This is a genomic window from Rhodococcus sp. P14, from assembly GCF_000256505.1.
GTDB lineage: Bacteria > Actinomycetota > Actinomycetes > Mycobacteriales > Mycobacteriaceae > Rhodococcus > Rhodococcus ruber.
The window spans coordinates 1-16,863 of record NZ_AJFC01000311.1 but is presented as its reverse complement, the minus strand read 5'-3'; the positions used below and the strand labels follow the sequence as shown (position 1 = coordinate 16,863).

General features: G+C 71.8%; 19 protein-coding genes. 11 read left to right on the top strand and 8 right to left on the bottom strand.

Translation table 11 applies throughout. The features are described 5' to 3' along the window. The 3 genes from OEY_RS0122260 to OEY_RS0122250 all read right to left on the bottom strand — a co-directional run. On the bottom strand, nucleotides 1–258 hold a 258-nt coding region (locus OEY_RS0122260; protein WP_010595973.1), incomplete at its 3' end, for a glycerophosphodiester phosphodiesterase family protein. Next, a complete protein-coding gene (locus OEY_RS0122255) occupies nucleotides 255–1,241 on the bottom strand; it encodes a DUF4328 domain-containing protein (RefSeq protein WP_010595972.1) in 987 nt (328 codons plus the stop codon). The genes OEY_RS0122255 and OEY_RS0122260, both read right to left, overlap by 4 nt. Further along, complete coding sequence (locus OEY_RS0122250) at nucleotides 1,241–1,582, bottom strand: rhodanese-like domain-containing protein (RefSeq protein WP_010595971.1); 342 nt, start codon at nucleotides 1,580–1,582, stop codon at nucleotides 1,241–1,243. The genes OEY_RS0122255 and OEY_RS0122250 overlap by 1 nt, the downstream gene beginning before the upstream one ends. 512 nt (nucleotides 1,583–2,094) lie before the next feature. Here OEY_RS0122250 and OEY_RS0122240 point away from each other — a divergent pair. Next, nucleotides 2,095–3,021 carry an LLM class F420-dependent oxidoreductase gene (locus tag OEY_RS0122240; RefSeq protein ID WP_010595970.1) on the top strand — a complete coding sequence of 309 codons (927 nt, stop codon included), beginning with the start codon at nucleotides 2,095–2,097 and terminating at the stop codon, nucleotides 3,019–3,021. Nucleotides 3,022–3,034: 13 nt separating this feature from the next. Here OEY_RS0122240 and OEY_RS0122235 read toward each other — a convergent pair whose 3' ends face one another. The 3 genes from OEY_RS0122235 to OEY_RS0122225 form a co-directional block, all read right to left on the bottom strand. Continuing rightward, nucleotides 3,035–3,631, bottom strand: coding sequence for an Rv1733c family protein (locus tag OEY_RS0122235; RefSeq protein ID WP_010595969.1), 597 nt, complete (start codon nucleotides 3,629–3,631; stop codon nucleotides 3,035–3,037). A 139-nt stretch (nucleotides 3,632–3,770) separates the two neighbouring features. Further along, on the bottom strand, nucleotides 3,771–4,439 hold the full coding sequence (gene msrA, locus OEY_RS0122230) for a peptide-methionine (S)-S-oxide reductase MsrA (protein WP_010595968.1): 669 nt from the start codon (nucleotides 4,437–4,439) through the stop codon (nucleotides 3,771–3,773). Between the two features lie 9 nt (nucleotides 4,440–4,448). Continuing rightward, nucleotides 4,449–5,552 carry an acyltransferase family protein gene (locus OEY_RS0122225; RefSeq protein WP_010595967.1) on the bottom strand — a complete coding sequence of 368 codons (1,104 nt, stop codon included), beginning with the start codon at nucleotides 5,550–5,552 and terminating at the stop codon, nucleotides 4,449–4,451. A gap of 275 nt (nucleotides 5,553–5,827) precedes the next feature. On the opposite strand from OEY_RS0122225, the gene OEY_RS0122220 reads away from it, so the two are divergent. The 5 genes from OEY_RS0122220 to OEY_RS0122200 all read left to right on the top strand — a co-directional run bounded on the left by OEY_RS0122220 (nucleotide 5,828) and on the right by OEY_RS0122200 (nucleotide 9,880). Continuing rightward, entirely contained in the window at nucleotides 5,828–6,451 is a 624-nt protein-coding gene (locus OEY_RS0122220; RefSeq protein ID WP_003939397.1) for a superoxide dismutase, read from the top strand. 179 nt (nucleotides 6,452–6,630) lie between these two features. Beyond that, on the top strand, nucleotides 6,631–7,158 hold the full coding sequence (locus OEY_RS0122215) for a hypothetical protein (RefSeq protein ID WP_010595966.1): 528 nt from the start codon (nucleotides 6,631–6,633) through the stop codon (nucleotides 7,156–7,158). Nucleotides 7,159–7,412: 254 nt separating this feature from the next. Continuing rightward, nucleotides 7,413–8,117 (top strand): TMEM165/GDT1 family protein, encoded by a 705-nt coding sequence (locus tag OEY_RS0122210; protein ID WP_010595965.1) that lies wholly within the window; start codon nucleotides 7,413–7,415, stop codon nucleotides 8,115–8,117. Between the two features lie 126 nt (nucleotides 8,118–8,243). Next, the gene (locus tag OEY_RS0122205; RefSeq protein WP_010595964.1) at nucleotides 8,244–8,663 is read left to right on the top strand and encodes a MarR family winged helix-turn-helix transcriptional regulator; all 420 of its coding nucleotides are present in this window, start codon (nucleotides 8,244–8,246) and stop codon (nucleotides 8,661–8,663) included. Beyond that, on the top strand, nucleotides 8,660–9,880 hold the full coding sequence (locus OEY_RS0122200; RefSeq protein WP_010595963.1) for an MFS transporter: 1,221 nt from the start codon (nucleotides 8,660–8,662) through the stop codon (nucleotides 9,878–9,880). The genes OEY_RS0122205 and OEY_RS0122200 overlap by 4 nt, the downstream gene beginning before the upstream one ends. Nucleotides 9,881–10,085: 205 nt before the next feature. On the opposite strand, the gene OEY_RS0122195 is transcribed toward OEY_RS0122200, so the two are convergent. Next, a complete protein-coding gene (locus tag OEY_RS0122195; protein WP_010595962.1) occupies nucleotides 10,086–11,321 on the bottom strand; it encodes a UPF0158 family protein in 1,236 nt (411 codons plus the stop codon). Nucleotides 11,322–11,434: 113 nt separating this feature from the next. Between OEY_RS0122195 and OEY_RS0122190 the strand changes: the two genes are divergently transcribed. Beyond that, entirely contained in the window at nucleotides 11,435–12,202 is a 768-nt protein-coding gene (locus OEY_RS0122190) for an SDR family NAD(P)-dependent oxidoreductase (protein WP_010595961.1), read from the top strand. Between the two features lie 65 nt (nucleotides 12,203–12,267). Further along, nucleotides 12,268–13,083 (top strand): alpha/beta hydrolase, encoded by an 816-nt coding sequence (locus tag OEY_RS0122185; RefSeq protein ID WP_010595960.1) that lies wholly within the window; start codon nucleotides 12,268–12,270, stop codon nucleotides 13,081–13,083. Between the two features lie 457 nt (nucleotides 13,084–13,540). On the opposite strand, the gene OEY_RS0122180 is transcribed toward OEY_RS0122185, so the two are convergent. Continuing rightward, nucleotides 13,541–15,133, bottom strand: coding sequence for a TM0106 family RecB-like putative nuclease (locus OEY_RS0122180; RefSeq protein ID WP_010595958.1), 1,593 nt, complete (start codon nucleotides 15,131–15,133; stop codon nucleotides 13,541–13,543). A 106-nt stretch (nucleotides 15,134–15,239) separates the two neighbouring features. On the opposite strand from OEY_RS0122180, the gene OEY_RS0122175 reads away from it, so the two are divergent. The 3 genes from OEY_RS0122175 to OEY_RS28845 form a co-directional block, all read left to right on the top strand. Continuing rightward, nucleotides 15,240–15,914 (top strand): DUF6474 family protein, encoded by a 675-nt coding sequence (locus OEY_RS0122175; protein WP_010595957.1) that lies wholly within the window; start codon nucleotides 15,240–15,242, stop codon nucleotides 15,912–15,914. 11 nt (nucleotides 15,915–15,925) lie between these two features. After that, complete coding sequence (locus OEY_RS0122170) at nucleotides 15,926–16,411, top strand: hypothetical protein (protein WP_010595956.1); 486 nt, start codon at nucleotides 15,926–15,928, stop codon at nucleotides 16,409–16,411. A gap of 31 nt (nucleotides 16,412–16,442) precedes the next feature. Continuing rightward, a partial coding sequence (locus OEY_RS28845; protein WP_010595955.1) for a copper resistance CopC family protein occupies nucleotides 16,443–16,863 on the top strand: 421 nt, incomplete at its 3' end.

The window sequence follows — 16,863 nt, the reverse complement described above, 5'->3', positions numbered from 1 at the left end:
CTCGCGGGGCCTGCCGTAGTCGAGTTCCTCGAGCTGGGCGAGGGTCATCTCGCTCACCATGCCGCTCCCGTTGGAGGTGCGGTCGACGGTGCGGTCGTGGACGCACACCAGATGCCCGTCGCGGGTCAGCCGTACGTCGCATTCGAGGCCGTCGGCGCCTTCCTGCAGCGCCAGTTCGTAGGCCGCGAGGGTGTGCTCGGCCTTGGCGGCGGAGGCACCCCGGTGGGCGACGACGCGCGGTTCCCAGCCCGCGGTCACGGGGCCACCACCTCGTCGGTGCGGGCGCCGACCGGTTCGATCGGAGCGATGGGTTCGTGCTTCGGGCCGGTCGCCACGGTGCGGCGGGGCAGGCGACGGGGACGGCCGCGCAGATCGTGGTCGTCGAACAGCCGCACGACGTGCAGGGCCGCGACGGCGACGGCCGCGGCGAGGGCCGCGGTCACGGCGGCGAGCAGCACGCCGTCGGCCTGCGCCTGCAGGGCGTCCCGCTGCCGCCACAGCACGTTGACGACGAACAGCACGCCGCCGAGCACCCACAGCACCCACCACGTCCGCACGGCTCGTCGTAGCCGCGGGTCGCCGGGACCGGTGACCTCGGTGAGAAAGACCCCGGGCAGCGCGAGGTTCACTCCGGGCACGAGGCAGCCGAGCAGCAGCGACAGCCGGCCGCGGGGGTCGGCGAGTCCGCGGGCGGCGAACAGTTGTCGCCGCACCCGGATCAGGCGCAGCGTCGCCGCGACACCCGCGGCGAGGGCGACGGCGGGTCCGCACAGCTGGGTGGCCCACACCAGGGCGTCGGAGGCGGCGAGAGCGAGGGGATCCACGAGGCGCGTGCGGTTGTACAGCAGCAGCCCGTACCGGATCGCCTCGGCGACCGCGGCGAGGCCGAAGACGACGGCCGCGCCCGCGAGGAGCGTCGGGGCGAGGTCGGCGAGGGTGTCCTCCCGCGACGGTTCCGTCGGTTCGTCGACCGGACGCGGGTCGGCGAGGCCCCAGCGCGGCACCTCGCGGTAGTGCGGGGTAGGTCCCGCGGACCGGCGCCGGGGCCGGCGGCCGTCCGCGGCGGACCGGGTCTGCGGCGGCCGTGCGACCCAGCGGAAGTTGCGGCGCCGCGGCGGCACGGGGGCGGCGGTGTCGTCGGGGGACAGCAGCAGGCCCCGGCAGCCCGGGCACCACTGCCGGGGCTGCCAGGACACGGGCCAGCGGTGCCCGCAGCGGACGCAGATCTGGTAGGCAGCCATCAATAGATCTTCGCCGGGGTGTCGCCGTCGGCGGTGAGGGGCAGTCCGTTCTGCTGCCAGGACACCATTCCGCCGTGGACCTGGATCGCCTCGTAGCCGACTTGGGACAGGTATTCGACGACGGCGAGTGAGCGTCCTCCCTGGCGGCACACGACGTACACCTCGGCGTCGATGTCGATCTCGTCCAGGCGGGCGGGAACGTCGCTCATGGGGATGTGCAGAGCCCCGGGAGCGTGCCCGAGGTCCCATTCGTCGGATTCGCGTACGTCGAGCAGTACGACGTCGGGGCCGATCGGCGGCACGTCCGAGACGGTGACGGTGGGCACGTCGGAGAAGCTCACATCGTCAATACTGGCACGCCGCCGGGGCGTATGCAGCGAGCACCGGCATCCCGCCGCGACCCCGCAGAACTGGAACCCGTCCGATTCCCGGGCTCCACCGGCGCCGCGTGAAAATGCCTCCGCGCGGGAGTTATCCACAGTTTCCACAGCTTCATCCACAGAAGGCACAGTTTCCACAGCCGCACATCGCCTCACTCCGGGAACATTTCGGCGGTGAGATGACGACGCACCCACGTCATCCATTGCCCCACAGACATCTTCTGCACCACAGACATCTTCTGCACCACCACGCACAGCTCGTAGGTCCCGGCGACGGCACCGCGACGATCGCGCCGCGTCGTCCACCTCCCCCGCACGCCCGTGCTTGCGCGAGAGGGCCTCGGCGACGGCCCGATAAGGAGGATCGGTTGCGTCCGAGGAGGGCGTCCGGCTCCCGCACGGGTCCGTTCCGGGAAGAACGTCGGTGCGACGCAGACCCACGTCGTCTTCGTCGAACTGAAATGATCGACGGCATGGAACTACGGATCTTCACCGAACCTCAGCAGGGTGCCACCTACGGGGATCTGCTCGCCGTCGCGCAGACGGCCGAGCGGCTCGGCTACGGCGCGTTCTTCCGTTCCGACCACTATCTCGCGATGAACTCCGCGGGCCTGCCCGGTCCGACCGATGCCTGGATCACGCTGGCCGGTCTGGCGCGGGAGACCTCCACGATCCGGTTGGGCACGCTGGTGACCTCCGCGACGTTCCGCCACCCCGGCCCCCTCGCGATCTCCGTCGCACAGGTCGACGCGATGAGCGGCGGGCGGGTCGACTTCGGTCTGGGCGCCGGCTGGTACGAGGAGGAGCACCTCGCCTACGGGATCCCGTTCCCGTCGCTGAAGGAGCGCTTCGACAAGCTGGAGGAGTCGCTCGCCGTGATCACCGGCCTGTGGCAGACGCCCGTGGGCGAGACCTTCTCCTACGAGGGGGCGCACCACCGCATCGTCGATTCGCCGGCGCTGCCCAAGCCGCACCAGCGTTCCGGTCCGCCGATCGTGATCGGCGGCGGGGGCAAGCGCCGCACCCCGGCCCTCGCCGCCCGGTACGCGGACGAATTCAACATCCCGTTCCAGTCGGTGGAGGCGACCGCGGCCCAGTTCGCGCGGGTGCAGGAGGCGTGCCGCGCGGCCGACCGCGACCCGGCCGAGCTGACGTACTCCACCGCGCTCGTGCTGTGCTGCGGTCGCGACGAGGCGGAGATCGCCCGCCGCGCCGGTCGGATCGGACGCGAGGTGGACGAGCTGCGGGAGAACGGCCTCGCCGGCACCCCCGCCGAGGTGATCGACAAGATCGGCCGCTACGCCGAGGCCGGGTCGCAGCGCATCTACCTGCAGGTGCTGGATCTGGCCGACCTCGACCACCTCGAACTGGTGGCGAGGGAGGTCATGCCGCAGGTGTGACGAGCCGGCGCGGTCAGTGGCTGCTGGTGGAACCGAGGAAGGCCGCGATCTCGCGGCTCCACTCCCGGCGGCGTGTGCGATCCAGCCGCCACCGGCCGTAGCCGAACATCGCGGCGGCGAGCAGGGCCGCGGCGCACCAGAGGGCGACCCCGACCAGGACCGAGGAGATCTTCGCGCTCGTTGCGCTCAGCGGTGCGAGAGCCTGTTCGCCGTTCGGATCGACCCAGATCTGCACGTCGGCGCCGGCCGGTGTGCCGTAGTCCACGGTGACGTCGCCCCGGCGCTTCTCGTCGCCCCACATCCAGGTGGCGGGGGCGGCCGCGGAGGCCGTCATCGCGAGTTCGCCGACGGTGACGTCCGTGGCCTCGGCCGGCGCCTGCGTCGTCGCCGTCACGAGGGTGCGCTCGGCGGTCTGCTGCACGGCCAGAGCGGACTGGGTGTCCCAGGTACGGGCGCCGACCCAGCCGGCGAGGGGGATCGCCGCCAGGAGAAGGACCAGCACCGCGACCACCAGGCGCGCCTCGACGCGATCGGTGCGCCGGATCAGCGGGTGGCGACCCCGCAGCCCGCGCCGCAGGACCCGCAGATATCCGCTCGTGTTCCCCATCATCTCGGCCTCGATCCTCTCCCCCGTGACAACTCCCTCACTCCAGGGTGATACGCACAGCTAAGGACTGCAAGGTGTCCCGGCCAACGTCACAGAAGCGCCGGACGTCGCCGAGGCCGATCCGCTCGGCGGGGGCGCTGCGTCAGGCGCCGAGCCCGACCGGGCAGCTCACCCCGGTGGCGTGGACGGGGCAGTACCCGTTCGGATTCTTCGCCAGGTACTGCTGGTGGTAGTCCTCCGCGTAGTAGAACTGCGTGAGCGGCGCGATCTCGGTCGTCACGGCGCCGTAGCCGGCGGCGGCGAGGCGGGCGCCGTAACTCTCGGCGGTGGCCTCGGCGATCTCGATCTGCCCCTCGTCGAACGTGTAGATCGCCGAGCGGTACTGGGTGCCGTGGTCGTTGCCCTGACGCATGCCCTGGGTGGGATCGTGGTTCTCCCAGAACTGCTTGAGGATGCCCCCGTAGGAGATCACCTTCGGATCGAACACCACCAGCACCACCTCGGTGTGCCCGGTCCGGCCCGAGCAGACTTCCTCGTAGGTGGGGTTCGGGGTGTATCCACCGGCATATCCCGCGGCCGTGGAGTACACGCCCTCGAGCTGCCAGAACTCCTTCTCGGCTCCCCAGAAGCAGCCCATCCCGAGGACGGCGGTCTGCAGTCCCTCGGGGAACGGCGGGGCGATGCGGTGTCCGTTGACGTAGTGGGTGTCGGGGACGGGCAGCGGCTCGGCCCGGCCGGGCAGCGCCTGCTCCTGCGCGACCATCACCGATTTCGAACCCGCACGGGCAAGGATGTCGTCGAACCAGGACATGCCTCGATGCTACGCGCGCGGCTTCTCCACGGGCTCCGCCTCGGCCGTGACCTGGGGCGACGGGCGGGGCGGGAGCCACCGGGCGCTGATCCAGCGGGCGGCCGGCACCTCGACGCCGCGGTAGAGCAGTTCGGAGACGGCCGCACACACCACCAGGAACGCGAGCACGGCCCCGGTGCGGCCCAGATGGGCGACCGTGTTCTCGTACACCCGGTACAGCACCAGCGTGTGCACCAGGTAGATCGCATAGCTGCGGGTCGCGGTCCAGTGCAGCACCCGCGAGCGGGCGAACCGGCCGTCGATGCGGGAGATCAGCACCACGCACGCGGTGACCACGACGATGGTCCACAGGTAGCGGCTGCCGGCCCAGTACACCTGGTAGTCGGTGGCCAGGTGGATCACCTGGACCTGGGCGAGCAGCGCGACGATCAGCCAGCGACGGGACGTCAGCCGCGCCCAGCCGAGGTACACGATCTGACCGAGGAACACGGTCGGCATCGTGGCCGCGATCTTGGACAGGAACGGCGCGGTGTACGGCTCCGGCAGGTACAGGTTGTACAGCAGCACCAGCATGCACGCCACCGCCCCGAGGACGGGGACGACGATGGGCCGGGTGTGCAGGAGCGGCCGGGCGGCCACGCAGTACAGATAGAAGGTGATCTGGACGGCGAGGGTCCAGGTGACCCCGAGCACCGCCACCTCGGGCTTCAGGAAGAACCCACCCAGGAAGAAGCTGAGTACGGCCTCGGCGTCGGAGACGCCGGTCTGGCCGCTGAACATGCCGTTGACACCGAGCCGCACCAGCAGGATCGCGGCCAGGATCGCCACCCAGAACGCCGGGATCAGCCGCGCGCTGCGGGCGACGAGGAAGCGGCGCGGTTCGTCGCGGATGGCGGAGCGGGTGATGAGCAGCCCGGTCAGGGTCATGAACATCGCGACGCCGAGGAAGGACAGGTGCTGGTTGAGACCGGCCCCCTCGACGAGCACCCGGTACACGACGTCGATGACCCACCAGCCGGTGCCGAGGTCGTCGATCAGATAGAAGGAGATGTGCGAGTACAGCACCGCCAGGACGGCGACGGTGCGGAGCAGGTTCACACCCGGCAGGTCCACGCGCGGCGCCGGGGCATCGCGCGTCCCGTCGCTCGCGAAGGGCCGAAACACCCGCCGATGTTAAGCGGCCGTTCATGTGCCGGCCGAATTGCGCGGCGTTTCCGCAGGTAGACGCTCCGCCCGTGGCCGGCCGGCGCCGTGACCCCCGATGTCCCGGCGCCGACCGGCTGCGCAGGCGATCTTGCAGAGGGTGTACTTATGGGTTTGGGTGGAAACCCAGGAGTACTTGAAAATCACGCACGGGCCCTACCGGGCCCGAACAGAAGGGACCCTTCGTGGCTGAGTACACACTTCCGGACCTGCCCTACGACTACGCCGCGCTCGAGCCGCACATCTCGGCGAAGATCATGGAGCTGCACCACAGCAAGCATCACGCGACCTACGTTGCCGGCGCCAACACCGCCCTCGAGAAGATGGCGGAGGCACGGGAGAACGGCACGATGGCGGCGCAGGCCACCAAGCTGGAGAAGGACCTGGCCTTCCACCTCGGCGGCCACACCAACCACTCCGTCTTCTGGAAGAACCTGTCGCCGGAGGGTGGCGACAAGCCGGACGGTGAACTCGGTGCCGCGATCGACGACGCGTTCGGTTCCTTCGACGCCTTCCGGGACCACTTCTCGGCGAACGCCAACTCGATCCAGGGCTCCGGCTGGTCCATCCTGGCCTGGGACTCCATCGGCCAGCGCCTGATCATCGTCCAGCTGTACGACCAGCAGGGCAACATCCCGATCGGCCTGACCCCGCTGCTCATGCTCGACATGTGGGAGCACGCCTTCTACCTGCAGTACCAGAACGTCAAGGCCGACTACGTCAAGGCCTTCTGGAACATCGTCAACTGGGCCGACGTGCAGGCCCGCTTCGAGCGCGCCCGCACCCAGACCTCCGGTCTGCTGGTCTAGTCGCGTCGCACGTCGTGAAGGGGACGCCGGATTCCGGCGTCCCCTTCGCGCGTTCCCGGGGCTTCGGACGGAGCTGGCACTCGGGGGCTCTTGTGTGCCAGCGGACGAAACGGTCATTCTTCACCTACCCAACGGCGTGTATCGGTCATCGACTGTCGTCACACCGAGGAGGTAGCGGGATGAACGGGAACGAACAGATCGGCCTCGCCGCCTTCCACACCGCCGGATCCCTGCGGGGATTCGTGGTGTCGGGGCGGTGGCCGGAGAGCACCCGCGAGTGGGCGCAGTTGCTCGCGGTGACGGTGCGGGTGGCGTCGCTGCCCGGCCTGCTGACCACGTCGACGGTGTTCGGGGTGCGTGAGGAACTGCCGGACGACCCCGAGCCGGGCACGGTGGGCCTGGTGCTCGCGGAGGGACCGGTGATCGGCGACGAGGCGGTGGAGCCGGGCCGGTTCGCGGCGCATCAGCCGCCCGCCCTGATCGTGCTGCACCCGCCGTCCGAGACCCGGCCGTCGCTGCCGGAGTGCACGGGGGCGGCCTCGGGTTGCGTGCTGCTGCCGGGGTTGCCGCACCTGGGGCTCGAGCACCGGGCCGCGTGGGTGGAGGCGGAGGCCGACGGAACGGTGACGTCGCTGGTCAGCCGGGTCGGGGTGGACCCCAACAGCGATCCCGACACCGCGGTTCTGGCCATGCTGCTCGCCGCCTGACCGGGACCCGCACCGAAAAGTTCGGGTTCCCAAACTTGTTGCCGCCTTTGCGATTTCGTGCCGCTCCGATTATGGTTGCCTAAGCGAAGGGGAGTAGCCCGCAATCGCCCGGTCGACATACTGGCGTTCAGCCCGGCCCGGCGAACCGGAATCCGTACCGGTGGGCGAGACCTTCGGCCGCGACGCATCCGCGTCGTCCGGCCGGAGGAAGGTCCCCGCCTCCTCCACACGACACGAGGAGGAGCAACCCCGGCATGTGGTCCGCCCTGGTTCTGAGTTTCGTCGTGGTGTTCGCGGCCGAGCTCGGCGACAAGTCGCAGCTCATGGCGATGACGTTCGCCCTTCGCTACCGCTGGTGGGTGGTGCTGTCCGGCATTCTCGCGGCCACGACCGCCGTGCACCTAGTCTCCGTCGCCGTGGGCCACTACCTGGGTCTGGCGATCCCCACCTCGGCGATGGCGATCGTCGGTGGCCTGGCCTTCCTGTTCTTCGGCCTGTGGACGCTGCGCGGCGACTCCCTCGACGAGGACGAGCAGGGCAAGGCGGCCCGCGTCACCCGCTCGGCCTTCCTCGCCGTCCTGTCGGCCTTCTTCCTCGCCGAACTCGGCGACAAGACCATGCTCGCCACCATCACCCTGGCCGCGGACAACGACTGGGCCGGCGTGTGGGTCGGCTCGACGGTCGGCATGGTGGCCGCCGACGCCCTGGCCATCGTCCTCGGCGCCGTCCTCGGCCGGCACCTGCCGGAGAACGCGATCCGGCTGGCGGCGTCGGCGCTGTTCTTCGGGTTCGGCGCCTGGATGCTCGGCGAGGGCCTGGCCCCCGGCACGCCCGTCGGCCCCGTCGCGGGCGGTGCGACCCTCGCCGTCGCGCTCGCCGCCGTGACCGGTCGCGCCCTGCTGCGCCGCCGCGCCGAGACCCACCCGGTCCCCGCCGCCTCGGACTCCGTCGAACGATAGAGAGTGCCCTCCGGACGCCTGCGCGACCGCCCGCCCAGGAGTATGCTTGCCGATAGGCAACTAAATGGAGGTGGCATCACGCCCGCACACGATCGCTTCGACGACGAGGACGTCAACCGCCTGCGCGTGGCTCTCGGCCGCATCGCGCGCCGCGTCGACCGCCGCACCACCGGCGCGGGCGGGCTCACCCGCTCCCAGTTCTCGATCCTCGCCACCGTCGCCCGCCGCGAGACCGTCGGCGTGCGCGAACTCGCCGAGATCGAGGGCCTCAACCCCACCATGCTCTCGCGGATGCTCGGCAAGCTCGAGGACGCCGGGCTGCTCACCCGCTCCCCCGACCCCGACGACAAGCGCGTCGTCCGCGCCCACATCACCGAGGCCGGTGCCCGCACCTTCGCCGACCTGCGTCGCATGCGTACCGCGGTGTTCACCGAGCACCTCGCGGAACTGTCCTCCGATCGGCTCCACGCCCTGCACGACGCCCTCCCGGCGCTCGAAGCGCTCGCCGAGCAGATGTGCCGTCGCTCCGCGGAGGAGCGCCGATGACCGTCCTCACCGACCTGCGCGGACAGACCTTCGCCGCCTTCCGCGGCGCCAACTTCCGGCGCTACCTCAGCGGACAGGCGATCTCCCTGATCGGCACGTGGATGCAGACGGTCGCCCAGTCCTGGCTGGTGCTCGAACTCACCGGTTCCGGCACGGCCATCGGCCTCGTCCTGGCCCTACAGACCGTGCCGATGCTGCTGCTCGGCCCCTACGGCGGCGTGGTCGCCGACCGCGTCGACAAGCGCCGGCTCATGATCGGCCTGCAGTCCGCGATGGGCGTGCAGGCCCTCGTCCTGGGCCTGCTCACCGTCACCGGCGCCGTCCAGCTGTGGCACGTCTACGTCCTCGCCGTCGTCCTCGGCCTCAACCAGTGCTTCGAGAATCCCGCCCGGCAGTCGTTCATGCTCGAGCTCGTCGGGCCGGAGGACCTGCGCAACGCCGTGAGCCTGCAATCGGTGCTGGCGTCCGTCGCGCGCCTGATCGGCCCGGCCGTCGCGGGACTGATCATCGCCGTCGGCGGTCTCGGGGTGTGCTTCCTGCTCAACGCACTCAGCTTCGTCGCCGTCGTCGCCTCCCTCGCGAGCCTGGACCTGTCCCTGCTGCGCCCGTCGCCACCCGCCGCCCGTGCCCGCGGGCAGCTCCGCGAGGGGTTCGCGCACGTGCGGCAGACCCCGGCCCTCGCGGTTCCGTTGCTGACGATGGCACTGGTGGGCTGCCTGGCCTACGAGTTCCAGGTGGTGCTGCCCGTGGTCGCCCGACAGACCTTCGGCGCCGGCGCCGAGACCTACGGCTTCCTCACCGCCGCGATGGGCGCGGGTGCCGTCGTCGGCGGTCTCGCCGTGGCGACCTGGGGTCGCACCGGCACCACCGCCGTGGTGGTCACCTCCGCGGTGTTCGGTGTGGTGCTGCTCGCGGCCGCGGCGGCGCCCACGCTCGAACTCATGCTCGCCGCGATGGTGCTGGTCGGCGTCCTGAGCGTCGCGTTCACCGCCACCACCAACAGCTCCCTGCAGCTCGCCGCGGCCCCCGGCATGCGCGGGCGGGTGATGGCGCTGTTCGCCGTGGCCTTCCTCGGCTCCACCGCCGTCGGCGGCCCGGTCGCGGGGTGGGTCAGCGAGCAGTGGGGTGGCCGGGCCGGGCTACTGCTCGGTGCCGCGGCGTGCCTCGTCGCGGCCGGGATCGGCGCGACGCGCCTCGGACGCGACGACCCGCGGTAGGTTCCCGCTCTCGGCGACGGCGAGAGCGGAACGGGGATCCGCCGGCGCGGACCGACACCGTGAACGTCCCCTTTCAGGACGGAGCCGGCCGGGATGCGGCGACGGGTTGCGGCGACGACCGGACTCCTCGCACACCGTCGGCCACCGTGTTCCGTCGGCTGACCCCCGAGGGGCACAGACGCTCCTGGCACACCCGCCCGGACCGTCACCCCACGCGAATACCCGCGTCGGCGAGGAACTCGCGGGCACGACCCAGTCGGCGGTCGGCGACGAAGGCGTCCCAAGGGTCGGCAAGACCCTCGTGGTGGACGAGGTCGCGGAAGCGACGGAAGGCGCCCTTGCCCTCGATCGCCCGCTGCAGCCGCTCCCGCAGCGCGACATCCTGCTGCCGCTCGGCGAAGGCCGCCATGTCGCGCCAACCGTCCCGCGCGCCGGTGCGGTCGAACCGAAGCCACCGGTCGGGCTCGGTCTCGACGTCGACGGCGACGTCTTCCCCGACCATCATCGGGTCGGTACTGCTCTCGTCGTACACCTCCCCGGTGCGCAGATCGATGTACCCACCGGTCGATACGCCCGGATCGCCTTCCAGCGCGGCACTGAGCATCTCGAGGTCGACAGGTAGCACCCGGCCGGTCAGCGACTCGCCGTGCAGACACGCGAGCAGGTCCTCGGCCAGCACCTCGTCACCGGGGCCGCCGCGCCGAGTCAGCCGGTCGATCACCGACAGTGCCACCGGCTCGGCTTCCCGACGCCGCTGCTGCAGGGCCGTCGGTATGCCGGCCCCCACCTGCTGCAGCAAATCGTCGACCTCGTGTCCCCGCACCGCAGCGAGGAAGCGGGGTGCATCTGCAGTCGCCACAGCCGCGCGCAGCTCGGACGGGTCGACCACCTGCTCTCGTGCGGGCCAGGCGTGCACCAGCATGGGATGCGGACGACTCGGTCTGCGCGGCGCTCGGCTCTGCCCGTCGTCGTCGGCCCACCGGCGCCCGTACTGGTCCGGGATGTCGCCCCACCCCCAGTACGGCAGGGGCTTTGTCGGCGCGGTTCCCAGCACTTCCACGGGGTCGACTTTCTCCTTCCCGATCACGCACCGGTGCGTCCAGTCGTCGCCCAGGTCGAAGGTGAACTGGAATTCCGCTCCAGGCCCCAGCAGCCGAGCGACCTCGGACGACTCGATGTCCACCGGCTCCGTGATGGGCCCACCGATCGACCCGGCGATCTCGGCGCCGGTCTGCGCGTCGGTGACCACTCGTCCGCCGGGCAGGATGAACATCGACAGGTGGGAGCGGTCCCATCGAGCGAAGGCATCGTTGATGGCACTGGCCAGGTCCTCGAAGGTGTGCGACGGTCCGACCGCGAAGACGCGGCCGGGCCACGGCCACAGCTGCTCGCCGCGCCCACCGAGCAGCTCCACCGTCACCGACAACCACGTCCGTGCCATCCCCCGAGGATGGCATGCGGTCCGCCGCCGCACCGGACGGAGCTAGCGCGCGCTAAGGTGCCACCGTCGACAAGGCGCACGCCGAACGGTGGCGCCACGAAAGGAGCACGGCAGTGGAAATTCAGGGAACCGCCGCACTGGTCACCGGCGCGGCGTCCGGTCTCGGCGCAGCCACCGCCCAGCGTCTCGCCGACGCCGGCGCGACCGTCTTCGGTCTCGACCTCGCCCAGTCCATCGAACGCGTCGGCGACAAGGCGCCCGCCGGCGTCACCCTCATCGCCACCGACGTGACCAGCGCCGACGACGTGCAGGCCGCCGTCGACCAGATCGTCGCCTCGGGCGTGCCGTTGCGCATCGTCGTCAACTGCGCCGGCGTCGGCTGGGCCGGCCGGGTCCTGTCGAAGAACGGCCCGCACGACCTCGAGCTGTTCCGCACCGTCATAACCGTCAACCTGCTCGGCACGTTCAACGTGCTGCGCCTGGCCGCCGACGCGATGGCCAAGACCGAGCCCGTCGACGAGTACGGCCAGCGCGGCGTCATCGTCAACACCGCCTCCGTCGCCGCGTTCGAGGGCCAGATCGGCCAGATCGCCTACTCCGCCTCCAAGGGCGGCGTCCACGGCATGACCGTCCCCGCGGCCCGCGACCTGGCCCAGTACGGCATCCGGGTCAACACCATCGCCCCCGGCATCGTCGACACCCCGATGCTCGCCGGCGTCACCGAGGAGTACCGCAAGGGCCTCGAGGCGGGCGTGCCCTTCCCGTCCCGCCTCGCCCAGCCGGCCGAGTACGCCCAGCTCGTGCAGATGATCGCGGAGCACGACTACCTCAACGGCGAGACCATCCGCATGGACGGCGCGCTGCGCATGGCGCCGCGATAGGCCGCTCCGCGGCCGGTGTGTCCTTTGGGTTGCCAGGGCCGCCCAAAGGGCACACCATCCAACTCATGCGCCTGCTATGGGTCGTGGTCGCGGTCGTCGCGGTGCTCGCGTCGGCGCTGTGGTTCGGGCAGCGCCGGCTGATCTACCTGCCCGACCGGGCCCCGCCCCCGCCGGCGCAGTCGCTGCTCCCCGGTGCCCGCGACGTGCGGCTGACGACCTCCGACGGGCTCGAACTCGGCGCCTGGTTCGTCCCGGCCCGCGACGCCGCACGCGGCTTCACGGTGCTGCTCGCCTCGGGCAACGGCGGCAGCCGCGTCGACCGCGCCCCGCTGGCGACGGCACTCGCGGAGGCCGGTTTCGCCACCCTGCTCTTCGACTACCGCGGCTACGGCGGCAACCCCGGCCGCCCGAGCGAGGACGGCCTCGCCCGCGACGTGCGCGCCGCCCGGCAGTACCTCCTCGACCGCGAGAACGTCGCTCCGGACCGGCTGCTCTACCTCGGGGAGAGCCTGGGCACCGGCGTGGTGACCGGCCTCGCCGCCGAGCATCCGCCCGCCGGCATGCTGCTGCGCTCACCGTTCGTCGATCTGCCCACAGTCGGCCGGCACCACTACCCGCTGCTGCCCACCGGGCTGATGTGGGACCGCTTCCCGATCGCCGAGACCGTCGCGCGGCTCGACGTGCCGATCACCGTCGTCTACGGGACGGCGGACACGATCGTCCCGCCCGGCCAGAGCGAGGCCGTGGCCGCCGCCGCCCGCCGGCTCGTCGAAAAGGTGGCCCTGCCGGGCGCCGAGCACAACGATCCCGTGATGTTCGGCCCGCCGGTGGTCGACGCCCTGATCCGGCTCGCCGAGGCGGTGCCACCCCCGCAGCAGTGACCCGGTGCCGCCCCGCAGCAGTGACCCGGTGCCGCCCCGCAGCAGTGACCCGGTGCCGCCCCGCAGCAGTGACCCGGTGCCGCCCCGCAGCAGTGACCCGGTGCCGCCCCGCAGCAGTGACCCGGTGCCGCCCCGCAGCAGTGACCCGGTGCCGCCCCGCAGCAGTGACCCGGTGCCGCCCCGCAGCAGTGACCCGGTGCCGCCCCGCAGCAGTGACCCGGTGCCGCCCCGCAGCAGTGACCCGGTGCCGCCCCGCAGCAGTGACCCGGTGCCGCCCCGCAGCAGTGACCCGGTGCCGCCCCGCAGCAGTGACCCGGTGCCGCCCCGCAGCAGTGACCCGGTGCCGCCCCGCAGCAGTGACCCGGTGCCGCCCCGCAGCAGTGACCCGGTGCCGCCCCGCAGCAGTGACCCGGTGCCGCCCCGCAGCAGTGACCCGGTGCCGCCCCGCAGCAGTGACCTACAGGTCCGAGATGTGCGGGATCTCGTGCACCGCACGCTCGCTCATCCACTCACGGAGCACCTTCGTGGCGATCACGTCGTCCTCGTTGTACTCGAGCAGCCGGCGTCGCTGCTGCGGGTCCGGATCCCCGTCGTAGCCGACGGCCTCGCGGTACCAGCTCATCGACGCCTCGCCGCCGGCCTCCTCGTCGCGCCAGCGGTGACCCGCAATCGGTGCGATCTTCTTGAGGCCCTTGCCGTTCGGGCACACGAACTGGTCGGTGACGACCTGGTAGATGTCCACCCACTGCGGCGAGTCGATGAACTCGCGCACCTCGGCCTCACTCGGCACCCCCGGGAACCCGGCGAACCGCCGAGCCGAACCGAGTAGCCACTTGTCCTCCGCGGTACGTGAATAACAATAGGCCGCAAAGGTTTTCCCGCTCGCCGCAGCGGCGGCCCGCTCCGCGGACAGCCACGTCCAGAACTCGGCGAACGAGCGCGCCTCGTCGTCGGTCGGTACCGGATCCCAGCTGACGAACGCCCGGTACGCGGAGATCCCGTCGACGTTGAGCAGCGTGCCCCACAGGTACGCACCGTGCTCGTGGTAGCTCTCCATGTCGATGTCGATCTCGATGTCCGCCCGGCGCACGTGCACGTGGTCGTGCCGTCGCACCAGCGGCGCACCCGCCAGCCACGCCTTGGCCACCACGACGGTGTCCTCGAACGAACCCTGCGGCCAGACCTCGGGCGGGTCCCCCTCCCAGCGCGCCAGCTCGTCGATCGTGTGCACACCCAGCTCGCGCAGCACCGTCGCGCGTTGCCCCGGGGCAACCAGCGACACGTCGTGCGTCGCACTCAGCTGCTCGCGGCACCGCGGCCACCACGGGCAGGTCTTGCACTCCCCGATCTGCGACGGCTCCGTCGGGGTCTCGCCCCGCGCGATCGCGAGCCGGTCGGCGAGCCGGGCGTCGTAGTCCTCGAGGAGCGCGCCGAGGTCGTGCACGAGGATGCAGTCCCCGCCGTACCCGATGGCGCCGCCGACCTGTGCCGGGCTGGCCAGGCCGTGACGCTCGAGCATCCGGTACAGGTGGGCCACCCGCATCTGGTCGCGCACCTGACCGCGCACCTTGCGGGTCTCGTCGACCGCCGGTTCCCACACGAACAGCCCCGAGGTCGTCGCCCCGCGGCCCGGGTCGGTGACCTTGTGATTGACCACGATCACCGGGATGTAGCCGCCGCGCTCGACGTCGCGCAGCAGGATCTCGGCCCGGCCCCGCCGACCGGTGTCGGGCTCCGCCGGCAGGACCGCCCCCCAGATCCGGTCCGCGCCGCGACGGCACGCGTCGAGGGTGGCGTCGGCGCGCCGCGACGCCGGGCCCTCGGGGTCGATCCGCACCCACCCACCGGGGTGGGCGTCGAACAGCCGCTGCCGCACGGCCTCGCGGTGAGTGGCCGCCGCCTCCTGCCGCTGCTTGGCTCCCGGATGCTCCGGGGCCGCGCTCAACTCGTCCGGAAAGGCCGCGTCCAGATGGACACGGTGCCGGCACCGGGTCAGCGCGCTCGCCTCGATCAGGGCCGGCGAGGTCCGCCTCTCGCTGGATACGTTCACACTGAAGAACAGTATTCGTCCACCTAGGGTCAACCGGAAACGACCGTCACGGATAGGCTGATCGTGGCGCCGTGGGTGCCGTACACCGAATGGAGGGTCCTGTTCGATGGCGTTGTTCAGCAGGCGGAAGCGCCGCGCCACCCGCAAGGCGGAGGCGAAGGCTCTCAAGCACAAGGCGAAGCTCGAGGCCAAACTCAACGCGAAGAACCAGCGCCGGCGCGACCGCCGCCTGGCGAAGGCCGAGATCAAGGCGGCCAAGGCGCAGGTCAAGGCGGACAAGGCGCTGATCGCCGCGCAGTCCCGGGTCGAGAAGCAGCAGATCGCCACGCTCAAGGCCCAGGAGAAGGCGGCCGCGCAGAAGGGCTTCACCGCGGCGAAGGTCCGGCGCTACCTGGCCGTCGTGCGACTGCTCGCACCGGTACTCGTGCCGCTGGTGTACCAGGGGGTGACCGCGCTGCGCGGCCAGCTCGACGCCGCGCGCGCCCAGCGCATGGGCGTCGCCGTCGACCAGCTCGGCGAGTACACCGGTCACGGCGCGCACCTGAGCGCCCGCATCGCCGGGGCCGAGAAGTCGCTCGCCGAGATCCTCGAGCGCCATCCCAAGGACGCCGAAACCCAGAAGTTCGCCGACGCCATCCGGGGCCGCCTCAGCGACCTGACGGCGGCGGTGCACGCGGCCGAGCAGATGCCGGCGCCGCGCCGCAAGGCCGCACATGCCGGTATCTCGCGGGAACTGGACGGCATCGAGGCCGACCTGCTGGCCCGGCTCGGCGTGCGCTAGCGACGACCACCGTGGCACCCGGCTCGACCCTGCGCGGCACCGCCGCGGGAGCGCTGACCGCCGCCCTGGCGGTCGCCGCCCACGGCAGTGCGGGCGGCGGCGTGCCCGGCAACGCCGAGGTGACGCTGCTCGTCGCCGTCGCGGCCGGGGTCGGGCTCGTCGCGGCCCACCTGCGCGCGGTGCCCACCATCGTGGTGCTCGCGGGCGGGCAGGCCGCGACGCACCTGGTGCTCGCCGCGGTGACGACGGGTCACCTGCACACGTCGGTGCCGATGCTCGCCGCGCACACCGTCGCGGTCGTCGCGTGCGCGGCCCTGCTCGAGGCGGCGCAACGCCTGTGCGGGCCGCTGACCCGGGCGGTGCGGGCCGCGTGGCTCACCGTGCCCCCTCGCGTCGAGGCGGTTCGGACGCTGCTGCCGCCCGCGACGGTGCGGCCGGTCGCGGCGGCGCGGGCGGCACCGGGCATCTCCCGGCGGGGGCCGCCCGTCGCGGCATGACCGCGACCGACCCCCTCGAAGAGAGAAATCCATGAACATCCCGAACACCGTCGCCGCGCGCCGGCGACAGACCCCCCTCGTCCTCGCCCGGCTCGCCGGGCTCCTCGGCGCGGTCGCGGCAGCGTTGCTGTTCGCTGCCGGGCCGGCGGCCGCGCACTCGGTCGTCATCGCCAGCACACCCGCGCCGGGCGAGCAGATCGCCCAGGGCCCCGAGCGCGTGAGCCTGACCTTCAACGAGGCCCTGCAGGAATCCTTCGCCGCCCTGACCGTCGTGGGCCCGGACGGCAACCTGTGGTCCAAGGGCGATCCCCTCGTCGAGGACGCCACGGTGTCCGTGGCGGTCGGTGATCTCGGACCGGCCGGCGAGTACACCATCGCCTACCGGGTGACGTCCGCGGACGGGCATCCCGTCACCGGCACCCAGGTCTTCACCCTCACGCAGGACGGTCCGG

Bases quoted from the DNA above. Each gene is read 5' to 3' on its own strand.
- OEY_RS0122210 (WP_010595965.1), top strand. From the start codon at position 7,413: ATGTGGTCCGCCCTGGTTCTGAGTTTCGTCGTGGTGTTCGCGGCCGAG.
- OEY_RS0122195 (WP_010595962.1), bottom strand. From the start codon at position 11,321: ATGGCACGGACGTGGTTGTCGGTGACGGTGGAGCTGCTCGGTGGGCGC.
- OEY_RS0122240 (WP_010595970.1), top strand. From the start codon at position 2,095: ATGGAACTACGGATCTTCACCGAACCTCAGCAGGGTGCCACCTACGGG.
- msrA (WP_010595968.1), bottom strand. From the start codon at position 4,439: ATGTCCTGGTTCGACGACATCCTTGCCCGTGCGGGTTCGAAATCGGTG.
- OEY_RS0122185 (WP_010595960.1), top strand. From the start codon at position 12,268: ATGCGCCTGCTATGGGTCGTGGTCGCGGTCGTCGCGGTGCTCGCGTCG.
- OEY_RS0122235 (WP_010595969.1), bottom strand. From the start codon at position 3,631: ATGATGGGGAACACGAGCGGATATCTGCGGGTCCTGCGGCGCGGGCTG.
- OEY_RS0122255 (WP_010595972.1), bottom strand. From the start codon at position 1,241: ATGGCTGCCTACCAGATCTGCGTCCGCTGCGGGCACCGCTGGCCCGTG.
- OEY_RS0122200 (WP_010595963.1), top strand. From the start codon at position 8,660: ATGACCGTCCTCACCGACCTGCGCGGACAGACCTTCGCCGCCTTCCGC.
- OEY_RS0122215 (WP_010595966.1), top strand. From the start codon at position 6,631: ATGAACGGGAACGAACAGATCGGCCTCGCCGCCTTCCACACCGCCGGA.
- OEY_RS0122175 (WP_010595957.1), top strand. From the start codon at position 15,240: ATGGCGTTGTTCAGCAGGCGGAAGCGCCGCGCCACCCGCAAGGCGGAG.